This window comes from Pseudarthrobacter sp. SSS035 (assembly GCF_023273875.1).
GTDB lineage: Bacteria > Actinomycetota > Actinomycetes > Actinomycetales > Micrococcaceae > Arthrobacter.
This window is the reverse complement of record NZ_CP096882.1, coordinates 4,189,186-4,215,937: the sequence shown is the minus strand read 5'-3', so window position 1 is coordinate 4,215,937 and position 26,752 is coordinate 4,189,186. Positions and strand designations below refer to the sequence as shown.

Annotated in this window: 23 protein-coding genes; 7 read left to right on the top strand and 16 right to left on the bottom strand. The window is 65.4% G+C overall.

The annotated features are described in order from the left end of the window. Nucleotides 1-79: 79 nt before the first annotated feature. Entirely contained in the window at nucleotides 80-1,153 is a 1,074-nt protein-coding gene (locus tag MUN23_RS19535) for a quinone-dependent dihydroorotate dehydrogenase (protein WP_248760529.1), read from the bottom strand. A gap of 75 nt (nucleotides 1,154-1,228) precedes the next feature. On the opposite strand from MUN23_RS19535, the gene MUN23_RS19530 reads away from it, so the two are divergent. After that, nucleotides 1,229-2,239, top strand: a complete 1,011-nt coding sequence (locus MUN23_RS19530; RefSeq protein ID WP_248760528.1) for an alpha/beta hydrolase — start codon at nucleotides 1,229-1,231, stop codon at nucleotides 2,237-2,239. On the opposite strand, the gene MUN23_RS19525 is transcribed toward MUN23_RS19530, so the two are convergent. The 3 genes from MUN23_RS19525 to leuA all read right to left on the bottom strand — a co-directional run bounded on the left by MUN23_RS19525 (nucleotide 2,194) and on the right by leuA (nucleotide 5,603). Further along, the gene (locus MUN23_RS19525) at nucleotides 2,194-3,024 is read right to left on the bottom strand and encodes an isoprenyl transferase (protein ID WP_248760527.1); all 831 of its coding nucleotides are present in this window, start codon (nucleotides 3,022-3,024) and stop codon (nucleotides 2,194-2,196) included. The genes MUN23_RS19530 and MUN23_RS19525 overlap by 46 nt on opposite strands. Nucleotides 3,025-3,026: 2 nt before the next feature. Further along, the gene (recO, locus tag MUN23_RS19520) at nucleotides 3,027-3,779 is read right to left on the bottom strand and encodes a DNA repair protein RecO (protein WP_056340103.1); all 753 of its coding nucleotides are present in this window, start codon (nucleotides 3,777-3,779) and stop codon (nucleotides 3,027-3,029) included. An 84-nt stretch (nucleotides 3,780-3,863) separates the two neighbouring features. Then, nucleotides 3,864-5,603: a 2-isopropylmalate synthase gene (gene leuA / locus MUN23_RS19515; RefSeq protein ID WP_248760526.1), complete on the bottom strand. Its 1,740-nt coding sequence runs from the start codon at nucleotides 5,601-5,603 to the stop codon at nucleotides 3,864-3,866. A 254-nt stretch (nucleotides 5,604-5,857) separates the two neighbouring features. On the opposite strand from leuA, the gene MUN23_RS19510 reads away from it, so the two are divergent. Further along, nucleotides 5,858-7,810 (top strand): M13 family metallopeptidase, encoded by a 1,953-nt coding sequence (locus MUN23_RS19510; RefSeq protein WP_248760525.1) that lies wholly within the window; start codon nucleotides 5,858-5,860, stop codon nucleotides 7,808-7,810. A gap of 87 nt (nucleotides 7,811-7,897) precedes the next feature. Here MUN23_RS19510 and MUN23_RS19505 read toward each other — a convergent pair whose 3' ends face one another. The 5 genes from MUN23_RS19505 to MUN23_RS19485 form a co-directional block, all read right to left on the bottom strand. Further along, nucleotides 7,898-9,472: an LCP family protein gene (locus MUN23_RS19505; RefSeq protein ID WP_248760524.1), complete on the bottom strand. Its 1,575-nt coding sequence runs from the start codon at nucleotides 9,470-9,472 to the stop codon at nucleotides 7,898-7,900. 98 nt (nucleotides 9,473-9,570) lie between these two features. Further along, a complete protein-coding gene (gene era / locus MUN23_RS19500; protein WP_248760523.1) occupies nucleotides 9,571-10,545 on the bottom strand; it encodes a GTPase Era in 975 nt (324 codons plus the stop codon). Next, nucleotides 10,529-11,860 (bottom strand): hemolysin family protein, encoded by a 1,332-nt coding sequence (locus tag MUN23_RS19495; protein ID WP_248760522.1) that lies wholly within the window; start codon nucleotides 11,858-11,860, stop codon nucleotides 10,529-10,531. The genes era and MUN23_RS19495 overlap by 17 nt, the downstream gene beginning before the upstream one ends. After that, nucleotides 11,857-12,330, bottom strand: coding sequence for an rRNA maturation RNase YbeY (ybeY, locus tag MUN23_RS19490; protein ID WP_141140661.1), 474 nt, complete (start codon nucleotides 12,328-12,330; stop codon nucleotides 11,857-11,859). The genes MUN23_RS19495 and ybeY overlap by 4 nt, the downstream gene beginning before the upstream one ends. After that, nucleotides 12,327-13,412 (bottom strand): PhoH family protein, encoded by a 1,086-nt coding sequence (locus MUN23_RS19485; protein ID WP_248760518.1) that lies wholly within the window; start codon nucleotides 13,410-13,412, stop codon nucleotides 12,327-12,329. The genes ybeY and MUN23_RS19485 overlap by 4 nt, the downstream gene beginning before the upstream one ends. A 368-nt stretch (nucleotides 13,413-13,780) precedes the next feature. On the opposite strand from MUN23_RS19485, the gene MUN23_RS19480 reads away from it, so the two are divergent. Next, on the top strand, nucleotides 13,781-14,737 hold the full coding sequence (locus MUN23_RS19480; protein ID WP_371875940.1) for a GerMN domain-containing protein: 957 nt from the start codon (nucleotides 13,781-13,783) through the stop codon (nucleotides 14,735-14,737). A gap of 21 nt (nucleotides 14,738-14,758) precedes the next feature. Here MUN23_RS19480 and MUN23_RS19475 read toward each other — a convergent pair whose 3' ends face one another. The 3 genes from MUN23_RS19475 to hrcA all read right to left on the bottom strand — a co-directional run bounded on the left by MUN23_RS19475 (nucleotide 14,759) and on the right by hrcA (nucleotide 17,762). Next, nucleotides 14,759-15,541, bottom strand: a complete 783-nt coding sequence (locus MUN23_RS19475; protein ID WP_248760517.1) for a 16S rRNA (uracil(1498)-N(3))-methyltransferase — start codon at nucleotides 15,539-15,541, stop codon at nucleotides 14,759-14,761. A 2-nt stretch (nucleotides 15,542-15,543) separates the two neighbouring features. Then, a complete protein-coding gene (gene dnaJ, locus MUN23_RS19470; protein ID WP_248760516.1) occupies nucleotides 15,544-16,671 on the bottom strand; it encodes a molecular chaperone DnaJ in 1,128 nt (375 codons plus the stop codon). 77 nt (nucleotides 16,672-16,748) lie between these two features. Then, nucleotides 16,749-17,762, bottom strand: a complete 1,014-nt coding sequence (hrcA, locus tag MUN23_RS19465) for a heat-inducible transcriptional repressor HrcA (RefSeq protein WP_056340133.1) — start codon at nucleotides 17,760-17,762, stop codon at nucleotides 16,749-16,751. Nucleotides 17,763-17,909: 147 nt separating this feature from the next. On the opposite strand from hrcA, the gene MUN23_RS19460 reads away from it, so the two are divergent. Next, complete coding sequence (locus MUN23_RS19460; protein WP_248760514.1) at nucleotides 17,910-18,758, top strand: DUF3097 domain-containing protein; 849 nt, start codon at nucleotides 17,910-17,912, stop codon at nucleotides 18,756-18,758. Between the two features lie 128 nt (nucleotides 18,759-18,886). Further along, a complete protein-coding gene (locus MUN23_RS19455; RefSeq protein ID WP_248760512.1) occupies nucleotides 18,887-19,306 on the top strand; it encodes a DUF4870 domain-containing protein in 420 nt (139 codons plus the stop codon). Nucleotides 19,307-19,433: 127 nt separating this feature from the next. On the opposite strand, the gene hemW is transcribed toward MUN23_RS19455, so the two are convergent. Further along, entirely contained in the window at nucleotides 19,434-20,663 is a 1,230-nt protein-coding gene (hemW, locus tag MUN23_RS19450) for a radical SAM family heme chaperone HemW (protein ID WP_248760510.1), read from the bottom strand. A gap of 36 nt (nucleotides 20,664-20,699) precedes the next feature. Next, entirely contained in the window at nucleotides 20,700-22,553 is a 1,854-nt protein-coding gene (lepA, locus tag MUN23_RS19445; RefSeq protein WP_248760508.1) for a translation elongation factor 4, read from the bottom strand. 161 nt (nucleotides 22,554-22,714) lie between these two features. Here lepA and MUN23_RS19440 point away from each other — a divergent pair, with 161 nt between their 5' ends. Together MUN23_RS19440 and rpsT are read left to right on the top strand one after the other, a co-directional pair. Beyond that, nucleotides 22,715-23,254, top strand: coding sequence for a type II toxin-antitoxin system PemK/MazF family toxin (locus MUN23_RS19440; RefSeq protein WP_248760507.1), 540 nt, complete (start codon nucleotides 22,715-22,717; stop codon nucleotides 23,252-23,254). Between the two features lie 168 nt (nucleotides 23,255-23,422). Then, a complete protein-coding gene (rpsT, locus tag MUN23_RS19435; protein ID WP_056340153.1) occupies nucleotides 23,423-23,683 on the top strand; it encodes a 30S ribosomal protein S20 in 261 nt (86 codons plus the stop codon). Nucleotides 23,684-23,803: 120 nt separating this feature from the next. Here the strand turns inward: rpsT and holA are convergent, their stop codons facing one another. Together holA and MUN23_RS19425 are read right to left on the bottom strand one after the other, a co-directional pair. Next, a complete protein-coding gene (gene holA, locus MUN23_RS19430) occupies nucleotides 23,804-24,820 on the bottom strand; it encodes a DNA polymerase III subunit delta (protein ID WP_248760505.1) in 1,017 nt (338 codons plus the stop codon). Beyond that, entirely contained in the window at nucleotides 24,754-26,751 is a 1,998-nt protein-coding gene (locus MUN23_RS19425; RefSeq protein WP_248760503.1) for a ComEC/Rec2 family competence protein, read from the bottom strand. The genes holA and MUN23_RS19425 overlap by 67 nt, the downstream gene beginning before the upstream one ends. Nucleotide 26,752: the final 1 nt, after the last annotated feature.

Below are 26,752 nucleotides of genomic sequence, written 5' to 3'. Positions count from 1 at the left end.
GCCGGGTCAGACCCGGCAGCGCTCCTCCCTTAACAACAAAAACCCCGGTAGTCCAACCACCGGGGTTTTGTTGTCTGAGTCAACGGTTGCGTCGCGCTTTCGCCAGGTCGCGGTTGATCCGCGCCGCCCAGAACGGCCCCTCGTACAGGAACGCCGTGTAGCCCTGGACCAGCGTGGCCCCGGCATCCAGACGGTCCTGGACGTCCTTCGCCGTCTCGACGCCGCCGACGGCCACCAGCGTGATCGCGCCCCCGGTGGCCTCCTTGAGCCGGCGAAGGACTTCCAAGGAACGCTGCTTCAGCGGTGCCCCGGACAGGCCCCCGGCGCCGCATTCGACCACTTTCGCAGCCGGCGACGCCAGCCCCTCACGCCCGATCGTGGTGTTGGTGGCGATAATGCCATCCAGCTTAAGATCCAGGGCCAGCTTGGCGACGTCGTCGATGTCCTCATCGCTGAGGTCCGGTGCGATCTTGACCAGCAGCGGGACGTGCCGCCCTGCCGCTTTGTCCGCCTCGTCCCCCACCGCGGTCAGCAGCGGGCGGAGTGTCTGGACATCCTGGAGAAGGCGCAGCCCGGGCGTGTTGGGTGAGCTGACATTGACCACCAGGTAGTCCGCGGCCGGCGCCAGGCTCCGGGCGCTGATCAGGTAATCGGCCACGGCGTCGTCGAGTTCCACCACCTTGCTCTTGCCGATGTTAACCCCAATCACGGGCCGCACGTTAGGGTGCCTGCGCTGCAGGGCGGCGCGTGCCGCTTTGAGGCGCGGTTCGACGGCGGCCGCGCCATCGTTGTTGAACCCCATCCGGTTAATGACAGCCCGGTCCTCGATCAGCCTGAAAAGGCGCGGCTTCTCGTTGCCCGGCTGCGCCTGCCCGGTGATGGTCCCTACTTCGACATGGCCAAAGCCAAGTTCGGTGAGGGCCTCGACGCCGAATCCCTCCTTGTCGAAGCCGGCTGCGAGGCCGAACGGCGATGGGAAGGTCAGCCCGAAGGCAGAAGTCTGCAGGGAGGCCGCGGGTGCCGTGAACCGGTGCAGCAGCCGTCCTGCGCCGGAAGTATGGGCGAGCTTGATTCCCTTGAATCCGATCTTGTGGGCGCGTTCCGCGTCCATCCACGAAAAGGCCAGCCTGAAGAATGTCGGATATACGCGCATGGCTCTAGTTTTCCGTCTCGGACGGTCCAGACCAAACCGGGTCGCCATACATGCGGCTCCGGCTAGCATAAAGCCATGACGTGGCAGCCAGATATCCTCGGCGCTGGCTTCGAAGCCCGCACCTTCGAGGCAGGGGGCGAAGACGGCGTCCAGCGCACCGCCACGCTGGTGCGCTTCCGTCCGGCGAAGGAACCGGCAGCCACCCGCCGGCGCCGAACAGTGCTGTTCCTCCATGGTTGGAGCGACTACTTCTTCAATGTGGACCTGGCGCAGTTTTGGACACACAGCGGCTACGAGTTCTACGCCCTCGACATGCACAACCACGGCCGCAGCCTGCGCCCGGAAACGCCGGGCGGCTACGTGGCGAACCTGGCGGACTATGACGCCGAGATCGAAGCGGCCATCGCCATCATCCGGGCCGACACGCACACGCCGGAACTGGAAGCCAAGGCCTCCCTCACGCTGATGGGCCACTCCACCGGCGGCCTGGTGGCCGCCCTCTGGGTCAGCAACCACCCAGGAGCGGCCTCCCAGCTGGTGTTAAACAGTCCCTGGCTGGAGATGCACGGCAGCTCGCTGGTCCGCCGTGCTGCGTCCACGATGGTGGGACCCGTGGCGCGGTTCCGGCCGGAGGCTGTCCTGCGGCTGCCCGAGCGGGGGTTCTATTGGCGGACCATCAGCAGTTCAGCCGACGGCGAGTGGCCGCTTGACGACAGGTTCCGTCCGCCCATGGCATTTCCGCTCCGCGCGGGTTGGCTCAGCGCCGTCCTGGCCGGCCACACCAAGGTGGCCCGTGGCCTGGACATCGACATACCCATCCTGGTGCTGCTGTCCCGGGGAAGCGCCACCGGGCCGTTCTGGTCCGAGGAAATGCGGCGCACCGACGCGGTACTGGACGTCAACATCATCGCCCTCCGCGCCCTGACGCTGGGGCGCAGCGTCACGGTGGAACGGATCGACGGCGCGCTCCACGACGTCTTCCTCTCCCCTGCGAAAGTGCGGGCAGACGCCTACGCGCGGCTCGCCCGCTGGCTCCGGGGTTACGGTACGGCCGAACCCGGTGCGGCGTCGACGGCGCCGCCGTAGCGCCGGTCCCGCTGGGCGTAGATTTCGACGGCGTCCCACAGGGTCCGCCGGTCGACGTCGGGCCACAGCGTGTCCATAAAGACGAACTCGGCATACGCGGACTGCCAGAGCAGGAAATTGGAGAGCCGCTGCTCCCCGGAGCTCCGCAGGAACAGGTCCACGTCCGGCAGGTCCGGTTCGTCCAGGTACTTCTGGATGGTTTTCTCGGTGATGGCCCCGGGTTTGAGCCGGCCTGCGGCAACCTCGGCGGCGATAGCCGATACGGCGTCCGTGATTTCCGCCCGGCCGCCGTAATTAACACACATGTTCAACGTGCACGTGCTGTTGCCCGCGGTAAATTCCTCGGCCTCTTCCAGTTCGCGGATCACCGAGCCCCACAGCCTGGGACGCCGGCCCGACCACCGCACGCGGACACCCCAGTCGTCCAGCTGGTTCCGCTGCCTTCGTAGCACGTCCTTGTTAAAACCCATCAGGAAGCGGACCTCTTCGGGTGACCGGCGCCAGTTTTCGGTGGAAAACGCATAGACGCTCACGTATTCGATGCCTAGTTCGATAGCGCCCGCCATCACGTCCAGCAGGGCGGGCTCGCCGGCTTTGTGTCCCTCGATCCGCGGCAGGCCCCGCTGGTTGGCCCAACGGCCGTTGCCGTCCATCACAATGGCAACATGGCGGGGGATGAATTCTGCGGGGATCGCCGGGGCAACCGCGCCGGACGGGTGCGGATACGGTGCCACCACAGGGGTGGTCCGGTGCCGCGAAGGGCTCTTCTTTTTTCCCAAGGCCACTGTCAGCCACGCTCCACATGTTTGAGGGATTTCAGGACACGTTCAAGGTGCCATTGCAGGTATACGGCCACCAGCCCCGCAGCTTCCCGTCGGTGCGGCACGTCCGAGCCATCCGCCGTCGTCCAGTCCCCGGTCAGCAGGGCACCCAGGAGCACGACCGTCTCCGCGGCCGGCGCAGGCGAACCGGGTGGCCTGCAGTCCGCGCAGACCATACCGCCGAGCGGAGCCGAAAAGGCCGTATGCGGGCCGGGCCGGCCGCAGCGGGCGCAGTCGGTAAAACTCGGAGCCCAGCCGCCGGTGGAAAGGGCCCGCAGGAGATACGAATCCAGGATCAGTCCCGGCGCGTGCTCGGCCCGGGACAGCGAGGCCAGCGCCCCCACCAGCAGGTTGTACTGGGCGGTGCCGGCTTCGCCGTCGACGTCGGTCAGTTTTTCCGCAGTTTCGGTCATGGCAGCGGCAACGGTATACCGGCCATAATCTGCGGCGATGTTGCTGCCGTAGGCGCCCTTGGCAACAGCCTGCGTGACGATGTCCAGTGTCTTTCCGGAGACCAGCTGCAGGTCGGCAACCATAAACGGCTCCAGCCGCGCCCCAAACTTGCTGCTGGTCCGCCGCACACCCTTGGCGACGGCGCGGATCTGGCCGTGGTGCTTGGTCAGCAGCGTGATGATGCGGTCAGCCTCGCCCAGCTTGTGGGTGCGGAGCACCACGGCGTCATCCCGGTAGGACCGGGCAGCAAAGGATTGTTGGACCACGGTTAATCTTCGCACTGAGTTCCGGAAAGCCGGCAATGCCGGTGCGTTGCGCGCCGGGAATCCCGGCGCGCAACGTGTTCCGAATCAGGCCCGGGAATCCCGGATGGCACGGTTGACCGCGGAAATGACGGCCTTGAGCGAGGACATGCTGGTGTTGGCATCGATACCGACGCCCCACAGGACCCGCTCCCCCACGGCACACTCGACGTAAGCTGCGGCCATGGCGCTGCCGCCTTCCGACAGGGCATGCTCGCTGTAGTCCAGGACCCGGACATCGACGCCATCCTCGCGCAGGATGCTCAACAGCGCGGCGATGGGCCCGTTTCCGGTGCCCGTGCGACGGGCCTGGACACCGTCAACGGTGAGCGAGGCGTGCAGGGTCATCCCGCCGTCGTCATCGGTTTCGGTGCTGACAGAACCGAGTGAGTAACGGCCCCACTGGCCCTCCGCCTCGCTGGAGGGCAGGTACTCGTCCTGGAAGTGCTGCCACAACTGGGCGCCGCTGACTTCGCCGCCCACGGTATCGGTCTTCTTCTGGATCACGCCGGAGAATTCCATCTGGGCACGGCGCGGCAGGTCCAGGCTGTGTTCGTTCTTGAGCAGGTACGCCACGCCACCCTTGCCGGACTGCGAGTTGACGCGGATGACGGCCTCGTAGCTGCGGCCCAGGTCCTTGGGGTCAACGGGCAGGTACGGGACCTGCCAGGTGAAGTCCGCAACGTCCTTGCCGGCGGCGGCAGCATCCTTCTCGAGCGCTTCGAAGCCCTTCTTGATGGCGTCCTGGTGTGAGCCGGAGAAAGCGGTGAAGACGAGGTCGCCGCCGTAGGGGGAACGCTCGGCGACAGGGAGCTGGTTGCAGTACTCCACGGTGCGCCGGATCTCGTCGATGTCGGAGAAGTCGATCATGGGATCGATGCCCTGGACGAACATGTTCAGGCCCAGGGTGACGAGGTCCACGTTTCCGGTTCGCTCGCCGTTGCCGAACAGGCAGCCCTCAATCCGGTCCGCGCCGGCCAGGTACCCCAGTTCGGCGGCGGCCACGCCGGTACCCCGGTCATTATGCGGGTGCAGGGACAGGATGATGCCTTCACGCGGGTGCAGGTTCCGGCTCATCCACTCAATGGAATCGGCGTACACGTTCGGGGTGGCCATTTCCACGGTGGCAGGGAGGTTGATGATGACCTGGCTGTCGGCGGATGCCTCGAAAACGTCGGCGATGGCGTTGCAGACGCGGACGGCATAGTCCAGTTCAGTTCCGGTGAACGACTCCGGCGAGTATTCATAGGTGACGTGCGTGTCAACGAGGGTTTCCTCGTACTTCTTGCACAGTCTGGCGCCCTGGAGCGCGATGTCGAGGATGCCGTCCTGGTCCTGGTTGAACACCACACGGCGCTGCAGGACGGACGTTGAGTTGTACAGGTGGACAATCGCCTGCTTGGCGCCGACCAGGGACTCGTACGTCCGCTCGATCAGGTGCTCGCGGGCCTGGGTGAGGACCTGGATGGTGACATCGTCCGGAATGTGGTTACCGACGATGAGCTGGCGGACGAAGTCGAAATCGGTCTGCGAGGCAGAAGGGAAGCCGACTTCAATTTCCTTATAACCCATGCGGACCAGCAGATCGAACATCTTCATCTTGCGGGCAGGGCTCATCGGGTCGATCAGCGCCTGGTTGCCGTCACGCAGGTCCACGGCGCACCAGCGCGGGGCTTTGGTGATGACCTTGTCCGGCCACGTGCGGTCAGGCAGCTCAACGGTGATCTGATCCTGGAACGGACGGTAGCGGTGGGCTGGCATTCCGGAGGACTTCTGTGCGTTTCGCATTAGTATCGGGGCCTTTTCTGTGGTTCTTATCTGAAAGGTGGCCGGGCAACACAAACTCCGCGACGAGGGTGGGCCTTGCGCTAAATCGCGTCTGAGGCCTCGCCGCGGCAGCTAAGAAGAAGGAGCTCTGCGCGCACCATTTGAGGGTAGCACGCGTGCGTAAGATGAGAGAGCACCACCGTCCTTATCGTCCAACATGCAGACGCCGCGCCGGTGCCAGCGCCGGCCGCGGCACGTCACACGAAGGAGCATCTGTGCCCATCTCGGGGATCGACCTGTCCAACATTGACCACACCGTCAGGCCGCAGGATGACCTGTACCAGCACGTGAACGGGTCCTGGCTCAAGGCCACGGAAATTCCGGATGACCGGCCACTCGAGGGAACTTTCACCGCGCTGCGCGACGGAGCGGAGATCGCGGTCCGGGACATCATCGAGGAAGCAGCCGCCAAGGGTGAAGCCGCCAGCGGGATAGAACGAAAAGTGGGCGAGCTCTACAACAGCTTCATGGACGAAGCCACGGTGGAGGCCAAAGGCATGGAGCCCATCCGCGGGCGGCTTGGAGAGGTATTTGCCACCACCACGGTTGCTGATCTCGTGGCCCTGGCCGGGCGGCTGTTCCGGTCAGACGTGTCCGGGCTCTTCTACATCTACCCGGCTCCGGACGCTGGCAACCCGGACCGCATCCTGCTCTACACCGGCCAGGGCGGCCTGGGACTGCCGGACGAGTCCTACTACCGGGAAGAGAAGTTCGCCCCCATGGTCAAGGCCTATGGCGAGCATGCCAGGACCATGTTCACTCTGGCCGGAGTGGCAGATCCGGAGCCTGCGGCCGCGCGCGTCGTTGCGCTCGAAACCAGCCTGGCTTCCCACCACTGGGACAACGTCACCCTGCGCGACCCGCAGAAGACCTACAACCTCAAGTCCGCTGAGGAAGCGGCCACCCTGTTCCCGCTCCTTAACACCTGGTTCGAAGCTGCCGGGATCGACGCCGACAAGCGCAATGAGATCGTCGTAAGCACTCCGGACTTCTTCAGCGGGGCCGCCGGTCTGCTGGAGTCCGAACCGCTCTCCGTGTGGCAGGAGTGGCTGGCCCTGCGGGTCGTCAACGGCGCCGCGCCGTACCTGTCCTCCGAGTTCGTGGATGCCAATTTTGCCTTCTACGGAACAACGCTCAGCGGCACGCCCCGGAACAAGGACCGCTGGAAGCGCGCCGTCGCCGTCGTCGAAGCTGCACTCGGTGAGGCGGTTGGGCAGATTTACGTCTCGAAGCACTTCCCCGAAACCCACAAGGCCCGCATGCAGACCCTGGTGGCCAACCTGATCGAGGCCTACCGGCAGTCCATCACCGGTCTTGCCTGGATGGGTGAGGAGACAAAGGCCGAGGCGCTGCGGAAACTGGAGGCCTTCCGCCCCAAGATCGGCTACCCCGACAAGTGGATCGATTACTCCGCGGTGGAAATCGACCCGCTGGACCTTTTGGGGAATGTCGAGCGGGCCCACAATGCCGACGTCGACCGCCACCTGGATGAGGTGGGCAAACCGGTGGACCTTAACAAGTGGCTCATGACACCGCAGACGGTCAACGCGTACTATCACCCGATGCTCAACGAGATCGTCTTCCCGGCCGCTATCCTGCAGCCACCGTTCTTCACAGCCGACGCCGACGACGCCGTTAACTACGGTGGCATTGGAGCGGTGATCGGCCACGAGATCGGCCACGGTTTTGATGACCAGGGGTCGCAGTTCGACGGCGGCGGCGCGCTGCGGAACTGGTGGACCGACGAGGACCGGACGGCTTTTGAGAAGCTCACAGCCAAGCTGGTGGCACAGTACGACGAGTTGTCCCCGTATGCGGCGCCGGGGCACAACGTCAACGGCAAGCTGACGCTCGGGGAGAACATCGGCGACCTTGGTGGCCTGACCATCGCCTACAAGGCTTACCTGCTCAGCCTTGACGGCAAGGAACCGGAAGTGCTGGACGGACTGACGGGGCAGCAGCGGTTCTTCGCGTCCTGGGCAGCCGGCTGGCGGCAGGTGATCCGGTCGGAAGAGGCCATCAGGAGGCTCGCCACGGATCCCCACTCCCCCAACGAGTTCAGGACCAACGCCATCGCCAAGAACCTGGACGCCTTCCACCAGGCCTTTGGCGTGACCGACCAGGATGGCATGTGGATGCCGCAGGACGCTCGCGTCAGCATCTGGTAATCACCCTCCAGGGACACACAAAAGGCGGGGCCGTCTGGCCCCGCCTCTCGTGTGTCGACTGCGGTGCTGTCTTCTGTGGTACGGCCGTCAGTCCTGGACGATCAGCACAGGGTTGGCCTGCTGGCACACGGTATCGCCGGCTGTCTGGTTGACGATGTCCTCGGGCAGGGCGCCACCAGCACCGGCTCCGTAGGTTGCCCCGGTGGTGAAGTCAGTTCCAAGGTAGACCTGGACTCCGGCGACGCGGGGTGCCAGCTGGACCTGCGCGGCCGGGATCCCCAGCAGCGCAGCCACGTCAGCTGCGACGTCGGCGAATTCCGTACCGTAGTAGACGACGCTCTGCGCCACCGCCGTGGCTTCAAACGGCCCGGATTGGGTGAAGCCGCCGGTGATCAACGCCTGCACGATTTCCTGGGCGCGTCCCGGGACGCCGCTGCCGTTGGCCACGGTGACTGGTTGCAGGCCCTTGTCATACGGCGGCACCGCAGGGGCTGTTTCTGTTGGGGTGGCTGTTGTTTCCGTGGGCGCCGGGGACGGCGTGGTGGGTGCTGTCGGATCCGTGAGGTCCACGTCCTCGCGGAGGGCCGCAAAGAGCTGGGACCCTGCGGGCTCGGCAATCTGCAGGCGGTTGATGTCCGTGACTGCCGGCGTCGTGGGCACGGCCACAAACGCCACCTTGCTGATATCGATGTCCTTGAGCCGGCTACCGATACTCACGAGCGACGGCACGGAGGCCAGCCCCTCATCCACCGTGAGGTTCTTGGTCACAACATCGGCAATGGTCAGCATCTTAGAGGGGTCGGACAGTGTGCCGTCGTCCTTGATCTTGCGCGTGAGGGAGGACAGGAATCCCTGCTGTGCCCTGATCCGGCCCAGGTCGCCGCCGTCGGCAAAGGCATGACGGGTCCGCAGGAAGGCAAGGGCCATTTCGCCCTTGACGGCGGACGTACCCTTCGGCAGCCGCAGCCGGGAGTCAGGATCATAGACCGCGTCACTGATGCACACGTCAACGCCGCCCACCGTGTTGGAGAGTTCCTTCACGGCGGTGAAGTCCGCCATCATGAAGTGATCGATCTCCAGTCCAGTCAGTTTGTTGACCGTGTCCACGGCGCAGCCGATGCCGGCTTCATTCATGGCCTCGTTGATCATGACACCGCTGCGGGCAGGAAACGTCCGTTTGGTCTTCTGGTCGGTGCACTCCGGAATATCGACCAGCAAGTCCCGGGGGAAGCTGATGACGCTGACGCGCTTGTTGTCGGCCGATACGTCCATCAGCATCATGACGTCGGACTTGCCGTAACCTGTCGAGTCGTCCACAGCGCCGTACTCCGCGTTTGCGCCGTCCCTGGTATCCGAGCCCAGGATCAGGATCTGCATCCGCTCCGATTTGTCGGCCGATGGGTTCGCCACGCCACCGGCGTTCAGCGGGGCCGTGGTGATGTTCGACTGGAACCGCAAATACCAGTAGCCTGCGAAGCCTAGACCGCCGACCACCAGGATGGTGACCACCGCAGTGGTCACCTTCAGCCAGGCCGGCATCCGGCTCCTGGATCCGAGATGCCGGGCAACGCCGACGGCGGTAGCATCAGCGTGGCGGGACACCGGACCGGTCCCGGCTGACGCGTCAGCTCCGTACTCGCGATTGTCGCGGCCTCGCCCCATGTGTGGTGTACCTTCCTCGAAAAATTGAATCCGGCCTATTTTAGTTGCCCAGTCTGGGAACTTCCCGACGACCGGCCGGGTAAAGCAAAAAGTCAGCGTCAGAAGCCGAGCTTGACCAACTGCTTCGGGTCGCGCTGCCAGTCCTTGGCTACCTTCACATGCAGGTCAAGGTAGATGCGGGCACCGAGCAGCGCCTCGATCCCCTTGCGCGCATTGGTGCCGACTTCGCGGAGCCGTGCACCGCCCTTGCCGATGATGATGGCCTTCTGGGACGAACGTTCCACATAGAGATTAACCCGGACGTCGAGGAAAGGCCTGTCTTCGGGCCGGCCCTCACGCGGCACAATCTCATCGACGACGACGGCCAGGGAGTGGGGCAGTTCGTCGCGGACGCCTTCGAGGGCAGCTTCCCGGATGAGCTCGGCGATCATCACGGCTTCGGGTTCGTCCGTCAGGTGACCGTCCGGATAAAGGGGCGGCGACGCCGGCATGTGGCTGATCAGGACGTCTGCGAGGGTGTCCACCTGGAAGCCGTCGGTGGCGGAGACCGGGACGATGTCCTTCCAGCCGTCCTCGCCGATGACATCCCGGCCCAGTGCTGCGACGGCGAGCAACTGCTCGGTGAGCGCCTGCCGGTCCACGGTGTCCGCCTTGGTGACGATCGCGATGACCGGCTTGTTGCCGATGGCGGCGAGCTGGGCGGCGATGTACTTGTCGCCCGGGCCGATCTTCTCGTTGGCGGGCAGGCAGAAGCCGATCGCGTCGACCTCGGCGAGAGTGTCGGCGACGAGTTCGTTCAGCCGCTTTCCCAGCAGGGTCCGGGGGCGGTGCAGGCCCGGGGTATCCACCAGGATCAGCTGGGCGTCATCGCGGTGCACGATCCCCCGGATGGTGTGGCGCGTGGTCTGCGGCTTGGCGGAGGTGATCGCCACCTTCTGGCCCACCAGTGCGTTCGTCAGGGTTGATTTTCCCGCGTTAGGCCGCCCCACGAGGACCGCAAAGCCTGCCCTGTAGCCGCCGAAGTCGTTGGCGGCCGAATCCGGGTTGGCCGGACGATTACTTTTCTTGCTCACGTGGAACTCCCTGCTGGGTTGCTTTCGCCTCGTCGAGGAGGTCTTCAAGGTCAGTGTCTGCTTTTGGTACTGCTGAGGCAATGATGTGGCTGACGCGGTTGCGGCGGCCCTCGAGCCGTTCGGCGAGCAGCGAGATGCCGCCCACCTCCACGCGGCTGCCCACAATGGGAACGCGGCCCAGGGCCTTGGCCAGCAGCCCTCCCACAGTGTCAACCTCGTCGTCGTCGAGCTCTATGTCGAACAGTTCTCCGAGGTCGTCGATGCTCATCCGGGCGCTCACCCGGTAGGAACCGCCGCCCAGGGCCACGGCCTCGGCGCTTTCGGTGTCATACTCGTCCACGATTTCGCCGACAATTTCCTCGATGAGGTCCTCCAGGGTGACAAGGCCGGCCGTGCCACCGTATTCGTCGATCACGATGGCAACGTGTGTTGACTCCTTCTGCAGTTCCCGCAGCAGATCGCTCACCGGCTTGGACTCCGGGACGTACCGGACCTCCCGGGCCAGAGCTTCGACCGGGGGCTGTTCGTCGTCGGGTCCGAGCTCATGGAGTGTCGCCGCAACGTCCTTGAGGTACACGATTCCGAGGATCTGGTCGGTGTTGTCGCGGATCACCGGGATCCGTGAATAGCCCGACCGCAGGAACATTGACATGGCCCGCCTGAGGCTGGAGCCGGCGTCGATGCTGAGGATATCCGTCCGGGGCACCATCACGGCGCGCACCAGGGTGTCGCCGAAGTCAAAGACTGATTGGATCATTTCAGCTTCGGTGTCTTCGATCATGTCCGATTCGGATGCGCGGTCCACAAGTTCGCGGAATTCCTGTTCGCTGAAGAACGCGTCATCACCCGCCGGAGCGCCGGGAGCGGCGGCACTGCCCAGCGCCACGAGCCACCCCGGGATGGGTCCGAGGACCCACGTCAGGGACCTGATCAACGGTGCTGTGGAGCGGACGACGGCGGCCGAATGGAGCCTGCCGAGCTGCCGCGGGGAAACGCCGACGATGACGAAGCCGAGCAGGGCCATGATCCCGGTGGCGGCCAGCCCGGCCAGCCAGACGTTGTCCAGCAGGCTGTGGAGCAGGACGGCCACCGCTACGGCTGAAGCCATCTCGAACCAGACCCGCCAGAACCGCAAGGCCCGGATGTGCGCCACCGGCTGGGCCAGGATGCGCTTCATGGCGTTTCCGCGGCTTTTCAGCAGGGCGTCTTCGGCGTCATGCCGGGAAAGGAACGTGAACGCGGCCTCGGCTGCGGTCAAGAGTGCTGCGGTACCGAGGAACGCCAGGGCCATGCCGACAAGGAGCAGGGGCGTCACTGCGTGGTCTCGGCAGGTGCTTCTTTGCCGGTGAAGCCGGAAAGCAGCTGGCGCTGGAGGCCGAACATTTCTTCCTTTTCCTCTGGCTCTGCGTGGTCATAGCCGAGCAGGTGGAGGATCCCGTGAGTGGTCAGCAGCAGCATCTCATCCTGCAGGGAGTGCCCGGCGGTGACGGCCTGCACCTGTGCCACCTGGGGGCAGACGGCGATGTCACCGAGCATCCCTTGGGGAGTGGGCCGGTCCGGCGTGCCGGGGGTCAGCTCGTCCATGGGGACCGAGAGCACGTCGGTGGATCCCGGCTCGTCCATAAGCTCGATGTGGAGCTTTTCCATGGCGGGTTCATCCACCAGGAGAATAGAGAGTTCAGCCTGCGGGTGGATGTACAGCTGCTCAAAAACGTACCGGGACAGCGCCACGAGCTCCGCTTCATCAACCTGGATGCCGGATTCGTTGTTTACTTCAATGCTCACGCGCTTTCCCCCCGCTTTTCCCGGCTTACCGAGTGTTTTACTTTGTTCCGCTGGACATCATCCCAGAGACTGTAGGCACGCACGATGTCGCCCACAAGCCGGTGGCGGACCACGTCCGTGTCGTCCAGGAGGGTGAAGTTTACGTCCTCGATCCCCTGCAGGATCTCCTCCACGATCCGCAGCCCCGAGCGGGTGCCGAACGGCAGGTCCACCTGGGTGACGTCTCCTGTGACCACCATTTTGGACCCGAAACCCAAACGCGTGAGGAACATCTTCATCTGTTCAGGTGTGGTGTTCTGCGCTTCGTCCAGGATGATGAAGGCGTCGTTGAGCGTGCGCCCACGCATGTAAGCCAGCGGCGCCACTTCGATGGTCCCGGCGGCCATCAGGCGCGGGATGGACTCGGGGTCCATCATGTCGTGCAGCGCGTCGTACAGCGGGCGCAGATAGGGATCGATCTTGTCGCTCAGGGTGCCCGGCAGGAACCCGAGCCGCTCGCCGGCCTCGACTGCGGGCCGCGTCAGGATAATACGGCTGACTTCTTTCTGCTGCAGCGCCTGGACGGCCTTGGCCATCGCGAGGTACGTCTTACCCGTGCCTGCAGGGCCAATCCCGAAGATCACCGTGTTCGCATCAATCGCGTCCACGTAGTTCTTCTGGTTCAACGTCTTGGGCCGGATGGTCCTCCCGCGGCTGGAGAGGATGTCATGGGTGAGGACGTCCACAGGGTTCTGCAATGACTGGCTGCGGAGCAACGCGACGAGCTGGTGCAACACCGCGGGGCTGATGACTGTGCCACGGGCCACGAGGCCGCGCACTTCATGCAGCAGCCGCATGATGCGGGGAACTTCGGTGGCAGGGCCGCTGATGGACAGTTCGTTTCCGCGGACGTGGAAGTTAACGGACGGGAACTGCTCTTCGATGTAACGCAGGGCCTCGTCATGGCTGCCGAGCGATTGGACCATCTGATCGGAGTTGTCAAAGAGAACCACCTCCGTCCGGACACCGGGAAGTGAATGGGGGAATTCTCCGGCGGCGCGGTCAGTATTGAGCCGGCGCTTTCCGTTCGCTGATTCAGTCATGGTGCTGGCCCGCAGGCCCGTGGTCCCCTCCAGTTCGAAAATTAAGTGCGCCAGCTGCTGCGTGGGGGCTGTTGCCGAGCATGCAGGAGCCAGCGGAGTCCTTCCATCTTACGCCAGGAGGCACCTCCCGGCAGCGTCAGGCGGTCTCCGGCGAGGGTGCCCGTCACCGGCTTACTGCGGGACGGTTGGCGTCATTAGGTATCAACTTCATATCGGGCTCATATCGTTCCCGTTGCAGTTGGGCCGGCGGCCCGGATTCGGTCCTTTTGGCGGAGCTGGCTATGCGATGCTGGAAATCACAGCCGTCCGGGGACCGGCTCACGGGGCCCAGGCCTCGCCATTTCACAGCCGGAAAGGACAGGCCACGAGTGCCGGAAACAGCGACACCCCTCAGTGCCAGGCGCGTCGCGCCACGTTTTCGTCCGCAACGACTCCTGGGCCTGCTGCCAGCATTCCTCCTTCTCACCGGTTGTATCGCGGACCCCAGCCCTGAGCCCAACCTGATTGCAAACTCCAGCGCTGCCGCCACCGGCTCCCCCGGGGCACCTTCCACCAGCGCGCCCCTGGAAACTACACAGTCCTCGAATAAGGCACCGGTCTACTGGATTGGCCGAAGCAACAGCAACGTGTTCCTATACCGGGAGTTCCGGGACGTGCCGGAGCAGGAGAATCCAGTGACCCGCGCCCTGCGGGCCATGATGTCCGAGAAGCCGCTGGACCCGGATTTCTTCACGCCCTGGCAGGATCCCGAGAAACTCGCCTCGTCCATCTCCGGCAAGAACGTCATTACCGTCGACGTCTCGGAGGATGCCTTTAACAGCAACCTCGACGTCGACATGGCCGGCCGCGCCATTCAGCAGCTGGTCTTTACCGCTACAGCAGCGGCCGCGAGTTCCGGCCTGATCGATTCCGGCCAGCAGATCCAGGTCAGGATCCTGGTGGATAGCCACACCGATTACGTTGCCTTCGACCACGTCCAGCTTGGCGACCCCATGTCCCGAGCTGCCGGAATGGTGGCGCCCGTGTGGATCATCGATCCGCAGGAAGGGACTGACCTGGCCGGCGGAAGCGTCAAGATCACCGGCCGCAGCACCGTTCCGGGCGGTAAGCTCCGCTGGCAGATCCTGCGGGCCGAAGCGAACGGGAACAAGACGCCCTACCTGACCGGGGAGACCACTGCAGCTGCCGAAGCCGCCCAGACCGGAGTCTTTACGCTTGCCCTTAGCCTGTCCTCGGGGAACTACGAGCTCCGCGTTTCGCAAGTGGATGCGGCCGGCACCAGCCAGGAGCTGAACGTGGACACGCGGAACTTCAACGTCCGGTAACAGCCCGCGTAGCAGTCGGCCTCAGGATACCGGTGCTGTCCAGCGTCCCAGTACATCACTCGCCAGAACAACCGCTGCCGGTCCGGCTGTGGATGACCTCAGGACGTGGTGTCCCAAGAGCGCCGTCACGGCGCCGGCGTCGCAAAGCCGGGTGACTTCGCGGGGACTGATTCCGCCCTCCGGACCAACGATGAGCAGAATTTCCAGGGGTCTGGCGTCAGCTTGGGTGCCCTGCCATGATTCCAGGACAGACCGGAGCGGCCGGACCGCGTCTTCGTGCAGGATTACGGCCAGATCCGCTGCCGCCACGGCCGCCGCAAGGCCTGGCGTTTCGACGGCGGCGCGCACCTCGGGGATCCAGGCGCGGCGTGCCTGCTTGGCGGCGGCAGTGACCACGGACTGCCATTTTGCGTGGGCCTTGGCCGCGCGCTCACCCTTCCAGCGGACAATTGATCGCTCGGACTGCCAGGGAACTACGGCATCAATCCCGAGTTCGGTTGCCGTTTCCACGGCCAGTTCATCGCGGTCCCCCTTGGCCAGGGCCTGCACCAGCACGAGCCGGATGTCGGGCCGGCCCTCCACAACGAGGGCGGAGCATTCCACGGTGAGCTCCGCGGGCGACGCCGAGACAACAGTTCCCGTCAGCCGCCTTCCGGCGCCGTCGGCGATGTCCACTGCCTCTCCGGGAGATAGCCGTTTTACAGTCACGGCGTGGCGTGCCTCCGGCCCTTGAAGGACGAAACGGGCACCGGGCACCAGATCGTCCAGCGACCCGGCACCGCTGAAGAAAACGGGATTGCTCACCGCTACAGGTTACCGAACCGGTCCCGCAGCTTGGCAAAGACGCCACCGCTGGCAGCCAGTTTGCCTTCCGTGAACTGCTCGCCCCGCAGCTTCGCCAGCTGCCGCAGGAGATCCTCCTGCGCGGCATCCAGCTTGGCCGGCGTGTCCACCTGCAGATGGACCATCAGGTCCCCGCGGCCGTAACCGCGCAGGTGCGTCACGCCGAGTCCACGGAGCGTGATGATCTCCCCTGACTGCGTCCCTGCCTTGACGTCGATTTCCTGCAGCCCGTCAAAGGTTTCCAGTGACAGCTCGGTGCCCAGGGCGGCGGCAGTCATCGGGATGTGCAGCGTTGCGTGCAGGTCGTCACCGTCGCGTGCGTAGGTGGCGTCGTTGTTGACCCGGAGTTCCACGTACAGGTCCCCGGACGGTCCGCCGGCCGGGCCTGCTTCGCCCTGCCCGGAGAGCTGGATCCGGGTGCCCGTGGCAACACCGGCCGGCACCTTGATGGTGAGCGACCGCCGGCTGCGGATGCGGCCTTGGCCGCTGCATTCGTTGCAGGGGTCCTTGATGACCGTCCCGAAGCCTTCGCAACTGCCACACGGGGCCGCCGTCATGACCTGGCCCAGGATGGAGCGAACCGCGCGCTGGACCTGGCCGCTGCCGCCGCAGATATCGCAGCGCACAGGGTGGCTGCCTTCGCGGCAGCATGACCCGTTGCAGGTGGGGCAGGTGACGGCTGTGTCCACTTCGAGTTTCCGGTTGACGCCGAACACGGCATCGCGGAGTTCGATCCGTACACTGATCAGCGCGTCCTGGCCGCGGCGGACCCGGGAAGCGGGGCCGGAGGTGCCGCCTGCCCCGAAGAACGTGTCGAAAATGTCCTGGAACGCGAAGCCCTGGCCGGAGTATCCGCCGCCGCCGAACCCGTTGTCGGTGCCGTTCTCGTTGCCGGTGGTGTCATAGATCCGGCGCTTCTGCGGGTCCGAAAGTACCTCGTAGGCATGGGTCACGGCCTTGAAGCGGTCCGATGCATCGTCCCCGGGGTTCACGTCCGGGTGAAGAGTGCGGGCCAGCTTGCGGTAGGCCTTCTTGATCTCTTCCCCGGTGGCTTCCGGCGAGACTCCGAGGACGTCGTAGTGGCTGCTCAAAGTTCGTATCTCTTCCTTGTTGTACTGCCGGCAGCCGGGCTGCCGGCACTGCTCTTCGTGCCTGGACCGAGGTGCTGTTACGGACCCAGAATTCTTGAAAGGTAACGGGCTACTGCCCTGACGGCGGCCATGGTGGTGGGATAGTCCATCCGGGTGGGTCCGAGCACACCGATCTTGGCAGTGCTGTCTGGTCCGTAGCCCGTGGCCACCACGGAGGCTTCCGCGAGTCCGTCGTACGGGTTTTCACGCCCGATGCTGACTGCCACGCCCCTCGGATCCTGCGCCATGTCGCTCAGGAGGCGCAGCAGGACAACCTGCTCCTCAAGCGCTTCCAGGACCGGTCCGATACTGAGCGGAAAATCCACATTGGAGCGGGCGAGGTTCGCCGTTCCGGCCATGACCATGCGTTCCTCGCGGCTGCTGTGGGCGAGCGTTTCCAGCCCGTGGGCCAAGGCCTGGGCCGCCGCGCGCTGGCCCGGGCTGACGGACGAAACGACTCCCGGCAGCGAGGGGGTCAGCCGGCTCAGCGAGATGCCCGCGAGTGATCCGAGGAAGTGTGTCCGCAACGCGGCGATGGCGTCGTCGCCGAGGTCCTGGCCGACGTCGATCACGCGCTGTTCGACCTTGCCGGTGGTGGCGATGAGGACCACCAGGACCTGCCGGGGCGCGAGCAGGACGAATTCGATGTGGCGGATGGTGGCGCGGCTCAGATGCGGATACTGCACCACGGCGACCTGGTTGGTCAGCTGCGACAGCATCCTGACGGTCCTGTCCAGGACATCGTCCAGATCGTCTGCGCCCTCCAGCAGCGATTGGATTGCACGCCGTTCCGCATGGGAAAGCGGCTTTACCGCTGAAATCTGGTCCACAAACAGCCGATAGCCTTTGTCTGTGGGGATCCGTCCGGCGCTGGTGTGCGGGGCCGTGATCAGGCCGTCGTCTTCCAGGGCCGCCATGTCGTTGCGGATGGTGGCACTGGACACGCCGAGGTGGTGGCGTTCCACGAGCGCTTTTGAACCTACTGGCTCGCGGGAGTGCACATAGTCCTCCACGATGGCGCGCAGTACTTCGAGTTTGCGCGGCTCGCTCATACTCCACCTCCATCCGTGGTCACTACAGGGTTAGCACTCGACATGCCTAAGTGCTAACAGTCTAATATGAGTCACCCCGTTGTTAGCATTGGTACCGCTCCGGGCGAAATTCCGGGCCAGGATCTAGCGGCAAGGCGGAATCAATCCATGCAGTACCAGAACTGGGGTCCGCAGGAGATCACCGCGCCCGTGCGAAGCGAACTCCCTGAGGTCCCCGTGGAACGTGGCATGGTGCTCGAAGACGCCCAGTCAGGCTGGGTGGGGGCGGTGACCCGGGTGGAGAAGTCCGGTGGCATGCATGTGGTGGCCCTTGAAGACCGGCGCGGCAAGTCCCGGTCCTTCCGGCTGGGCTTCGGGTTCCTCCTGGAGGGGCAGCCCATCCGGCTCGTTCCGCCGGCGCCCAGGCAGGCCGCCCCCATCGTCGCCGGCCGTACCGCGTCCGGCTCAGTCCGCGTGGTTGGCCAGCGTGCCCAGGTGGCCAAGGCGAGCAGAATCTGGGTGGAGGGTAAACACGACGCCGAACTCGTGGAAAAAGTCTGGGGTGACGATCTCCGCGTGGAAGGCATCGTCGTCGAGCCTTTGCATGGCATTGATGACCTGGCGGGGGCGGTGGCCGCTTTCGGTCCCGGTCCGGGCCGCCGGCTGGGAGTCCTGGTGGACCACCTGGTGCCGGACTCGAAGGAGTCGCGCATCGCGGCTGCCGTGATGGCCTCCCCCGGCGCGGCCGGGAATGTCCTGATCGTCGGGCACCCTTACGTTGACGTGTGGCAGGCCATCCGGCCCGCTGTGCTGGGCATCGAACAGTGGCCGGTAGTGCCCCGCGGGCAGGACTGGAAGACCGGAATCCTGGCGGCGTTCGGCTGGCCGCACTCCACCAAGGAAGACATCGGGCTTGGCTGGCAAAAGCTGCTGGGCGCTGTCCGCAGCTACGCGGACCTGGAAGCATCACTGCTCGGGAGAGTGGAGGAAGTCATCGACTTCCTGACGGTGCCCTGACACCGGATCCGGCTCCTGGCGGCAGCATTTGGTGGCTGAACCAGTATTCTTGGTACTGCGGAGGCTGCAGTTGCTTCAGTCCGGCATTCTCCAACCCAGCACCATTGCACTTTCGAAGGAAGAAAACCGTGGCACAAAACGCACGCGAGCACCGGGACGACCACGGCGGCCAGGGCCGTTCCGAGTACCAGGGCGTGCCGGCGAATGCGCTGCCCCTGACGGCCAGCGAAGACCGCCAGTGGGCCACACTGGCACACTTCGGCGGGATCCTCGGCTGTGTTCCGTCACTGCTGATCTACCTGATTTTCCGTGAGCGCGGGCCGTTTACCGCCCAGGAATCGAAGGAAGCGCTGAACTTCAGCCTGCCGCCCACCATTGCGGCGCTGGTGGCCAATCTCCTGGTGTTCATTCCGGTGGTGGGAAATGTCTTCGCCGTCATCGCCACCCTGATCTGGATTGCCCTGACGTGCTTCTCCGTGGCCGCAGGCATCCATTGCAACAAGGGCCAGCCCCACCGTTACCAGTACAACCTGCGCTGGATCAAGTAGTCCCCACCCGCGCCCTAACCTCGCAAGTCCACACCGGCTCCCTGCACTCGCAAGCTCGTGCCGGGGCCCTCGCCGGAGCGGCTCCACGGCCAGGGAACCCGGCGGGCGTGGGCCCAGCACCCGCGGTTCAGTCCGGCAGGATCCTGCGGACCACGGCGTCGGCCAGCAGGCGGCCCTTCAGGGTCAGTACCAGCGTGCCGTTGAAGGCAGCCGGCGGCTCCACCAAGCCGTCGGCAATGAGCCCGGCCACGGCGTGACGGCCGTGGTCGCCCAGCGTTGACGTGGCCAGCCCCGACACGAGCCGGGCCTCAAGCATCACGCGCTCCACGTCGCGGGTTTCGGCGTCGAGGGTTTCCCGCCCGGCGGCCGGTGACAGGCCCTGAGCGAGCCGTCCGGCGTAGGCCGTGGGGTGCTTGACGTTCCACCACCGCACCCCGCCAACGTGTGAATGTGCACCAGGCCCGATGCCCCACCAGTCGTCCCCGCGCCAGTACGCGAGGTTGTGCCGGCATGCCTGCTCCGGCGTCCTGGACCAGTTGCTGACCTCATACCAGCTGAGGCCGGCAGCGCCGATCAGCTGGTCGGCGAGTTCGTATTTATCGGCGTGGTCGTCGTCGTCGATTCCCGGGACTTCACCACGGCGGATCTGGGCGGCCAGCTTGGTGCCGTCTTCCACGATCAACGCGTAGGCACTGATGTGGTCAGGCTGGTAGGAGAGGGCCGTCTCCAGGGAGAACCGCCAGTCCTCCAGGGACTCCCCCGGTGTCCCGTAGATCAGGTCCAGGCTCACGGCCAGTCCGGCATCGCGCGCCCACTGCACCACCTGCGGCACGCGGCTGGGCGTGTGCGTGCGGTCCAGGACCTTCAGGACATGGGGAACGGCAGACTGCATGCCAAAGGAAACCCGGGTGAAGCCGGCATCGGCCAGGACCTGAAGGGATGCCGGGGTGACCGAGTCCGGGTTTGCTTCGGTGGTCACTTCGGCGCCGGGTTCCAGGCCCCAGTGCCCGACGGCGGCCGTCAGGATCCGCGCGAGGTCTTCCGCAGGGAGCAGCGTGGGAGTGCCGCCGCCGAAGAAGACTGTGCTCAGCGGCCGGTCCGAGAGACCCGAGTTCCGCAGGACAGCGGCGGCAAAGTCGACTTCGGACACGGCCGTGGAGGCGTAGGCGTCCTGTGACGCTCCGCCGCCCAGCTCGGTGGCCGTGTAGGTGTTGAAGTCGCAGTATCCGCAACGAACAGCGCAGAACGGGATGTGCACGTACAGCCCGAAGGCCCGGTCCGCCGAACCGGCCACTGCCTGGGCGGGCAGCAGACCGTCCGACGGCGCGGGGTCGCCGAGCGGAAGAATGCTAGGCATTGCAGGGGCCTCCGGTGTTGCCGGCCACTGTCATCACTACTTCTTGGCCTTGTCCTTGGACTCGTCGGTGGTCAGCGCAGCGATGAAGGCTTCCTGGGGGACCTCAACGCGGCCCACCATCTTCATGCGCTTTTTGCCTTCCTTCTGCTTCTCCAGCAGCTTGCGCTTACGGGAAATGTCGCCGCCGTAGCACTTGGCCAGAACGTCCTTGCGGATGGCGCGGATGCTTTCCCGGGCGATGATCCTGGAGCCGATGGCAGCCTGGATGGGCACTTCGAACTGCTGGCGGGGAATGAGCTCGCGCAGTTTGCCGGTCATCATTACACCGTAGGCATAGGCCTTCTCGCGGTGCGTGATGGCGGAGAAGGCATCCACCTGTTCGCCCTGGAGCATGATGTCCACCTTGACCAGGTCGGCCACCTGCTCGCCGTCGGCCTTCCAGTCCAGCGAACCGTAGCCCCGGGTCTTGGATTTGAGGATGTCAAAGAAATCGAACACGATCTCAGCGAGTGGCAGCCGGTAGCGGATTTCGACCCTGTCCTCGGACAGGTAGTCCATGCCGCCAATAACGCCGCGGCGGCTCTGGCAAAGCTCCATGATGGCGCCCACGAACTCATTCGGCGCCAGGATGGTGGCAGCCACCATGGGCTCGCGGACCTCTGCGATCTTGCCGGAAGGGTATTCGCTGGGGTTGGTCACATGGACCACCTTCTTGTCCTCCAGCGTCACCTCGTACTCCACGTTAGGGGCGGTGGAGATCAGGTCGAGATTGTATTCGCGTTCGAGCCGCTCCCTGGTGATTTCCAGGTGGAGCAGGCCGAGGAAGCCGACGCGGAAGCCGAAGCCGAGCGCGGCCGACGTTTCGGGCTCGTACACCAGTGCGGCGTCGTTGAGCATCAGCTTTTCCAGCGCATCGCGGAGCACCGGGTAGTCCGTGCCGTCCAGCGGGTACAGGCCGGAGAAGACCATCGGCTTGGCATCGGCATAGCCGGGAAGGGAGGCCGTGGCAGGCTTGGCAAGGTTGGTGACGGTGTCGCCGACCTTGGACAGGCGGACGTCCTTCACACCGGTGATGAGGTAGCCCACTTCGCCAACCCCGAGACCCTTGGAGGGGGTGGGCTCCGGGGAGCTCACGCCGATCTCGAGGAGTTCGTGGGTGGCCCGGGTGGACATCATCTGGATGCGTTCACGAGGGTGGAGCATGCCGTCAACCACACGGACGTACGTAACCACACCGCGGTACGTGTCGTAGACCGAGTCAAAGATCATGGCGCGCGCGGGGGCGTTCGGGTCCCCCACGGGGGCCGGCAGATCGCGGACGATCTTGTCCAGCAGGACCTCGACGCCCATGCCGGTCTTGCCGGAGACGCGGAGCACGTCGTCGGGGTCGCCGCCGATCAGGCTGGCCAGTTCGGCCGCGTACTTCTCAGGCTGGGCTGCCGGCAGGTCGATCTTGTTCAGTACCGGGATGATGGTGAGGTTGTTTTCCATCGCCAGGTACAGGTTCGCGAGGGTCTGGGCCTCAATGCCCTGCGCCGCGTCAACGAGCAGTACTGCGCCTTCGCAGGCGGCCAGCGAACGGGAAACTTCGTAGGTGAAGTCCACGTGGCCGGGGGTGTCGATCATGTTCAGCGCGTAGCTGGTCCCGTCGAGTTCCCAGGGCATGCGGACCGCCTGGGACTTAATGGTGATACCGCGTTCGCGCTCAATGTCCATGCGATCCAGGTACTGGGCCTTCATATCGCGGGACTTAACCACCCCGGTGAACTGCAGCATGCGGTCAGCCAGGGTGGATTTACCGTGGTCAATGTGCGCGATGATGCAGAAGTTCCGAATGATGGCCGGATCAGTCGCGGCGGGCACCGGGGCGGTGCGGGCCATGGGAGACACGCAGGGTCCTTACTGTTGACATTCGTGCGACCCCGCCAGGACGCACCGAAGGCACCCTGCGGCTGGACCGCACATTTGGAACCTCCAGTCTCCCACGTCCGGGCGCATCGTATTGCATTCAGGTCAAACCCGGCACGGTGGCCCGGCGATAGTCTTGGCCCATGCCTATCAACCTCCGCTCCTTGGCCAACGCTGTCCGGAACTCCGTTAGGGTCCTGCAGAAGTTCCGTACCGGGGTAACCCGATCTGCCGGACCGCACACGCCTGCACCGGCGCGCCAGGCGGCGCCGGGCCCGCACGGCGTCTATCCTGGCGACTTTGCCGGCGCGGCGTCGATCCGGTACGCCCCGCAGCCCGACGGCAGTCCCGACCCCGGCGAGATTGTGTGGACCTGGGTGCCGTATGAGGAGGACCACACCCGGGGCAAAGACCGTCCGGTTCTGCTGGTGGGCAAGAGCGGACAGCACCTGCTGGGGGTAATGCTCACCAGCAGGGACCATGGCCATGCCGGCAACGGATCCGGAGAGTACGTGGACATCGGAACTGGCAGTTGGGACCGCCAGCAGCGGCCCAGCGAGGCGAACCTTAGACGGATCCTGCAGATCAGCCCGGACGCCATCCGGCGAGAAGGTGCAGTTCTGGACCGGAAACGCTTCGATCTGGTGGCTGCAGGCATACGGCGCCGACACGGCTGGAAATAGCCCGCCAAATGGCCAGCTTCCGGGGGGTCTGCTATTCTGTATAGCTGTGTGTCCGTGCAGGTCGACGGCCACTGATGGTTGGCCGCCATAGGTATCCCCACGCCGCTCAGTCAATGGCCAATCTGAAAGCCCTCTAGACCATTTCCGCATTAAAAAGAGAGTTCACACGTGGCTAATATCAAGTCCCAGAAGAAGCGCATCCTTACCAACGAGAAGGCTCGCCTGCGCAACAACGCAGTCAAGTCGGAGCTGAAGACGGCCATCCGCGCCGTCAACACCGCCGTTGAGTCCACCGACAAGGATGCAGCTGCCGCTGCCCTGCTTGTTGCCGGCCGCAAGCTGGACAAGGCTGTCAGCAAGGGTGTTCTGCACAAGAACAACGCAGCAAACCGCAAGTCGGCCATCTCCAAGAAGGTCAACGCGCTGTAAGGTTTCCAGTTCACCTGAACTGATGATTGTGGCCGGCACCCGATGGGTGCCGGCCACACATCTTTAAGCCGCCAGCGTCTCCGCGCCAGAGCCGCCTACCGCAGGCCCGATCAGCTGACGTCAGTGCCCTCGCACAGAGGTTGCGATGACGGTCACCGCATGTTCAACGGCATAGACGGGATCGCGCGAAAGGCCCTTGACCTGGGCATCGGCCTCGGCGGTGGCCTGGATGGAGCGGACCAGGCCCTCCGGGGTCCAGCGGCGCACATCGCGCTGGGCCTGCTCCACGAGCCAGGGCTGCATGCCCAGTTCCCGGGCGATCTGCGCCGGGGATCCCTGGGCGCCGGCAACTTTGGCCACCGTCCGCAGCTTGGCGGCCAGCGCCGCAACCAGCGGAACCGGATCAGCCCCGGTGGCCAGCGCGTGGCGAAGGGTGGACAGCGCCACTGGACCGTTTCCGGCCATGGCAGCGTCCGCGACCTTGAAGGCCGTGGCCTCAATCCGGCCACCGTAGTATCGGTCCACCAACTCCGGGGTCACTGCTCCAGTGGCATCCGCGATCAGCTGGCTGCACGCCGCCGCGAGCTCCGAAAGGTTAGCGCCGACGGCATTAACCAGCGTCTGCACGGCGTCCGTGCTGATCTTGCGTCCGGCGGCCCTGAATTCCGTTGCCACGAAAGTGGCCTTATCCGCATCCTTCTTCAGGGGCTGGCAGTCAACTACCGGCCAACCGCCGGCCTTGACGGCATCGAGGAGCTTCTTGCCACGGACTCCCCCGGCGTGGCGCAGGACGAGCACCGCATCCGGCTCCGGGCGGGCCAGATAGGTCAGTGCGTCGGCCAGGAAGGCATCGTTCATGCCTTCAACGCCTTCGACTTCGATCAGTTTGCGCTCGCCGAAGAGTGAGGGGCTGACTTGCATGGCGAGGGTCCCGGCTTCGTACGTGCCGGCCATGAGGCGGCTGACTTCCACGTCGGGAAACGCCGTCCGCACCTGGGCGCGGACATGGTCCATGGCACGGATGCCGAGGTATTCCTCCGGTCCGCCCACCAGGACGATTTCGGCAGGCGTCACGTCCCGCCAGGTGGCCGTGTTGGACGCCGGAGTCCTGGTACGTGTGGTCTGGGCTGCGGCCATGGTGGATTCCTCCCGGAAATTCTGGTGCAGTGTCTAAGCCTGCCACGGTGGGCCGCCGCCACCAAGCCGGGGCCACACCGGCCGGGCCCGCGCCGGTGCGGCCAGCACCGAGCCAACGTGGTCCCCAGGTGCCGTTCCAAGAGGTCCAACACCGATTCCGTCCGGGCGTGCAGTGCCAGGACCCACGGCAACACCTGACGCGGCCGGATGGTCAGCCACACACCGGCGAAGGTCAGCAGGGAGAGCAGCACCATGGTCAGGAGTCCGAACGGGCCCTCGGGCCAGGGCAGCGCAGCCCCGGGCAATCCTGCCGTGATCCGTGCGGTTCCTGCCACTCCGGCACTGAAAGTGCCTGCCACGGCGATCAGGACGGTGGCCGGCCACGGCGCGGCAACCACCAGCGGGACGGCAGCCGTTCCCAGCAATGTCACCGGTGCTACCAGCGGGGCTGCCATCAGGTTTGCAAGCAGCGAGTACGTGGAAAACTGGGGCTGCAGGAGCACAACCACCGGGCCGCACAGCAACTGCGCGGAGAGCGGGACGGCCCAGGCGGCGGCTGCCCAGCGTGGAATCACTGCCGGTGTCCAGTCAATCATCCGCCGGCCCAGAACGATGATGCCCAGGGTCGCGAGTACCGACAAGAGGAACCCAAAGCTGGTACCGAGGCCGGGGTCGGTCAGGAGCAGGCCCATCACCGCGAGGCAGAGGAAACTGAGTCCGCGGCCCGTCCGGCCGCCTGCCAGCGATGCCACGGCGATTGAACCCATCAGCGCGGCGCGCAGGACGCTGGCGTCCGGGCCCACGAGCACCACAAACATTGCCAGGCCGGTCAGCGCCAGTCCTGCCGCGGGCAGCCGGGGCAGGCGGAGGCTGCGTGCCGCGATCAGCAGCGCACCGAGGACCAGGCTGCAGTTGGCTCCGCTGACCGCGGTCAGGTGGGTCATGCCCACCGTTTTCATCGCCGCATTGAGCCCTTCGTCCAGGGCGCTGGTATCTCCGGTGACCATGCCCGGGAGGAGACCGGCCGGATCGGCGGCAAGGAAGGACGCAGCGGAGACATACCGAACGCGCAGGTCCTTCGCGACCAGCTGCCAGCCCGGGGCGTAGGCATCACCGACTCCGGCGCTGCTGCCGGTCCCGGAGCCGGCACGGGGTGGCAGCGAGGCTGACAGGACAGCGGTTTCCTGCTGGCCTGCGTCCGGTGCCTTCAGCTTGCCGGCGGTCCGGACCACCTGGCCGGGCACCAGGTCTCCCCAGCCCTTGCCGCCCATGACCACCACCGGGGCACGGGTGCGGATGACCCGGCTGCTGACGGTGACCTGCTCCGTCTGCGCCGTTACCGACCACCGTTGGGGCGGCCCCGAAGTTCCCGGAACCGTCATAGCCCGCGGGGATCCGGTGACTTCCAGGATGGCCACCACCGAGTTGCCGGCGGCTACAGCTTCGGCAAGCGGCCCGTCGTGGCGTTGCGACGAGGAGACGGCCGAATGGGCAGCGGCGGTCGCGGCCAACAGCAAGGCAACCGCAGTGGTTATATGAAAGCTCCGCCGGCCTGCCACCAGCGCCCGGCCGCGCGAGGCCCGGATCAACAGGCACGCGGCCATCAGGACCAAGCCGCAACAGAGCCCCACCAGAGCCACAGGGCTAAGCCAGACGCCGGCGACGGCGGCACTCCAGACGAGGATGGCGGGCAGTGCCAGCCTGACGTCGGTGCGCCGGCGCGGCGCGTCCATTGGTGCACTCGATGGCTCCTGGCCCCGGAGTTTCGTCCCGACGCGTTCACCCAGCCTGCGGACCTTCAGCCCCGCGGCCTGAACCCCGGCGGGCGTAGTCATGGCGGGCGCATCCACGGGTGCCGGGAGGGCTGCGGGAGCTCCCTGGCCCTGCACGGCTGAGTCAACAAAGCGGCTCCACGGGCTGCGCCTGGCCATC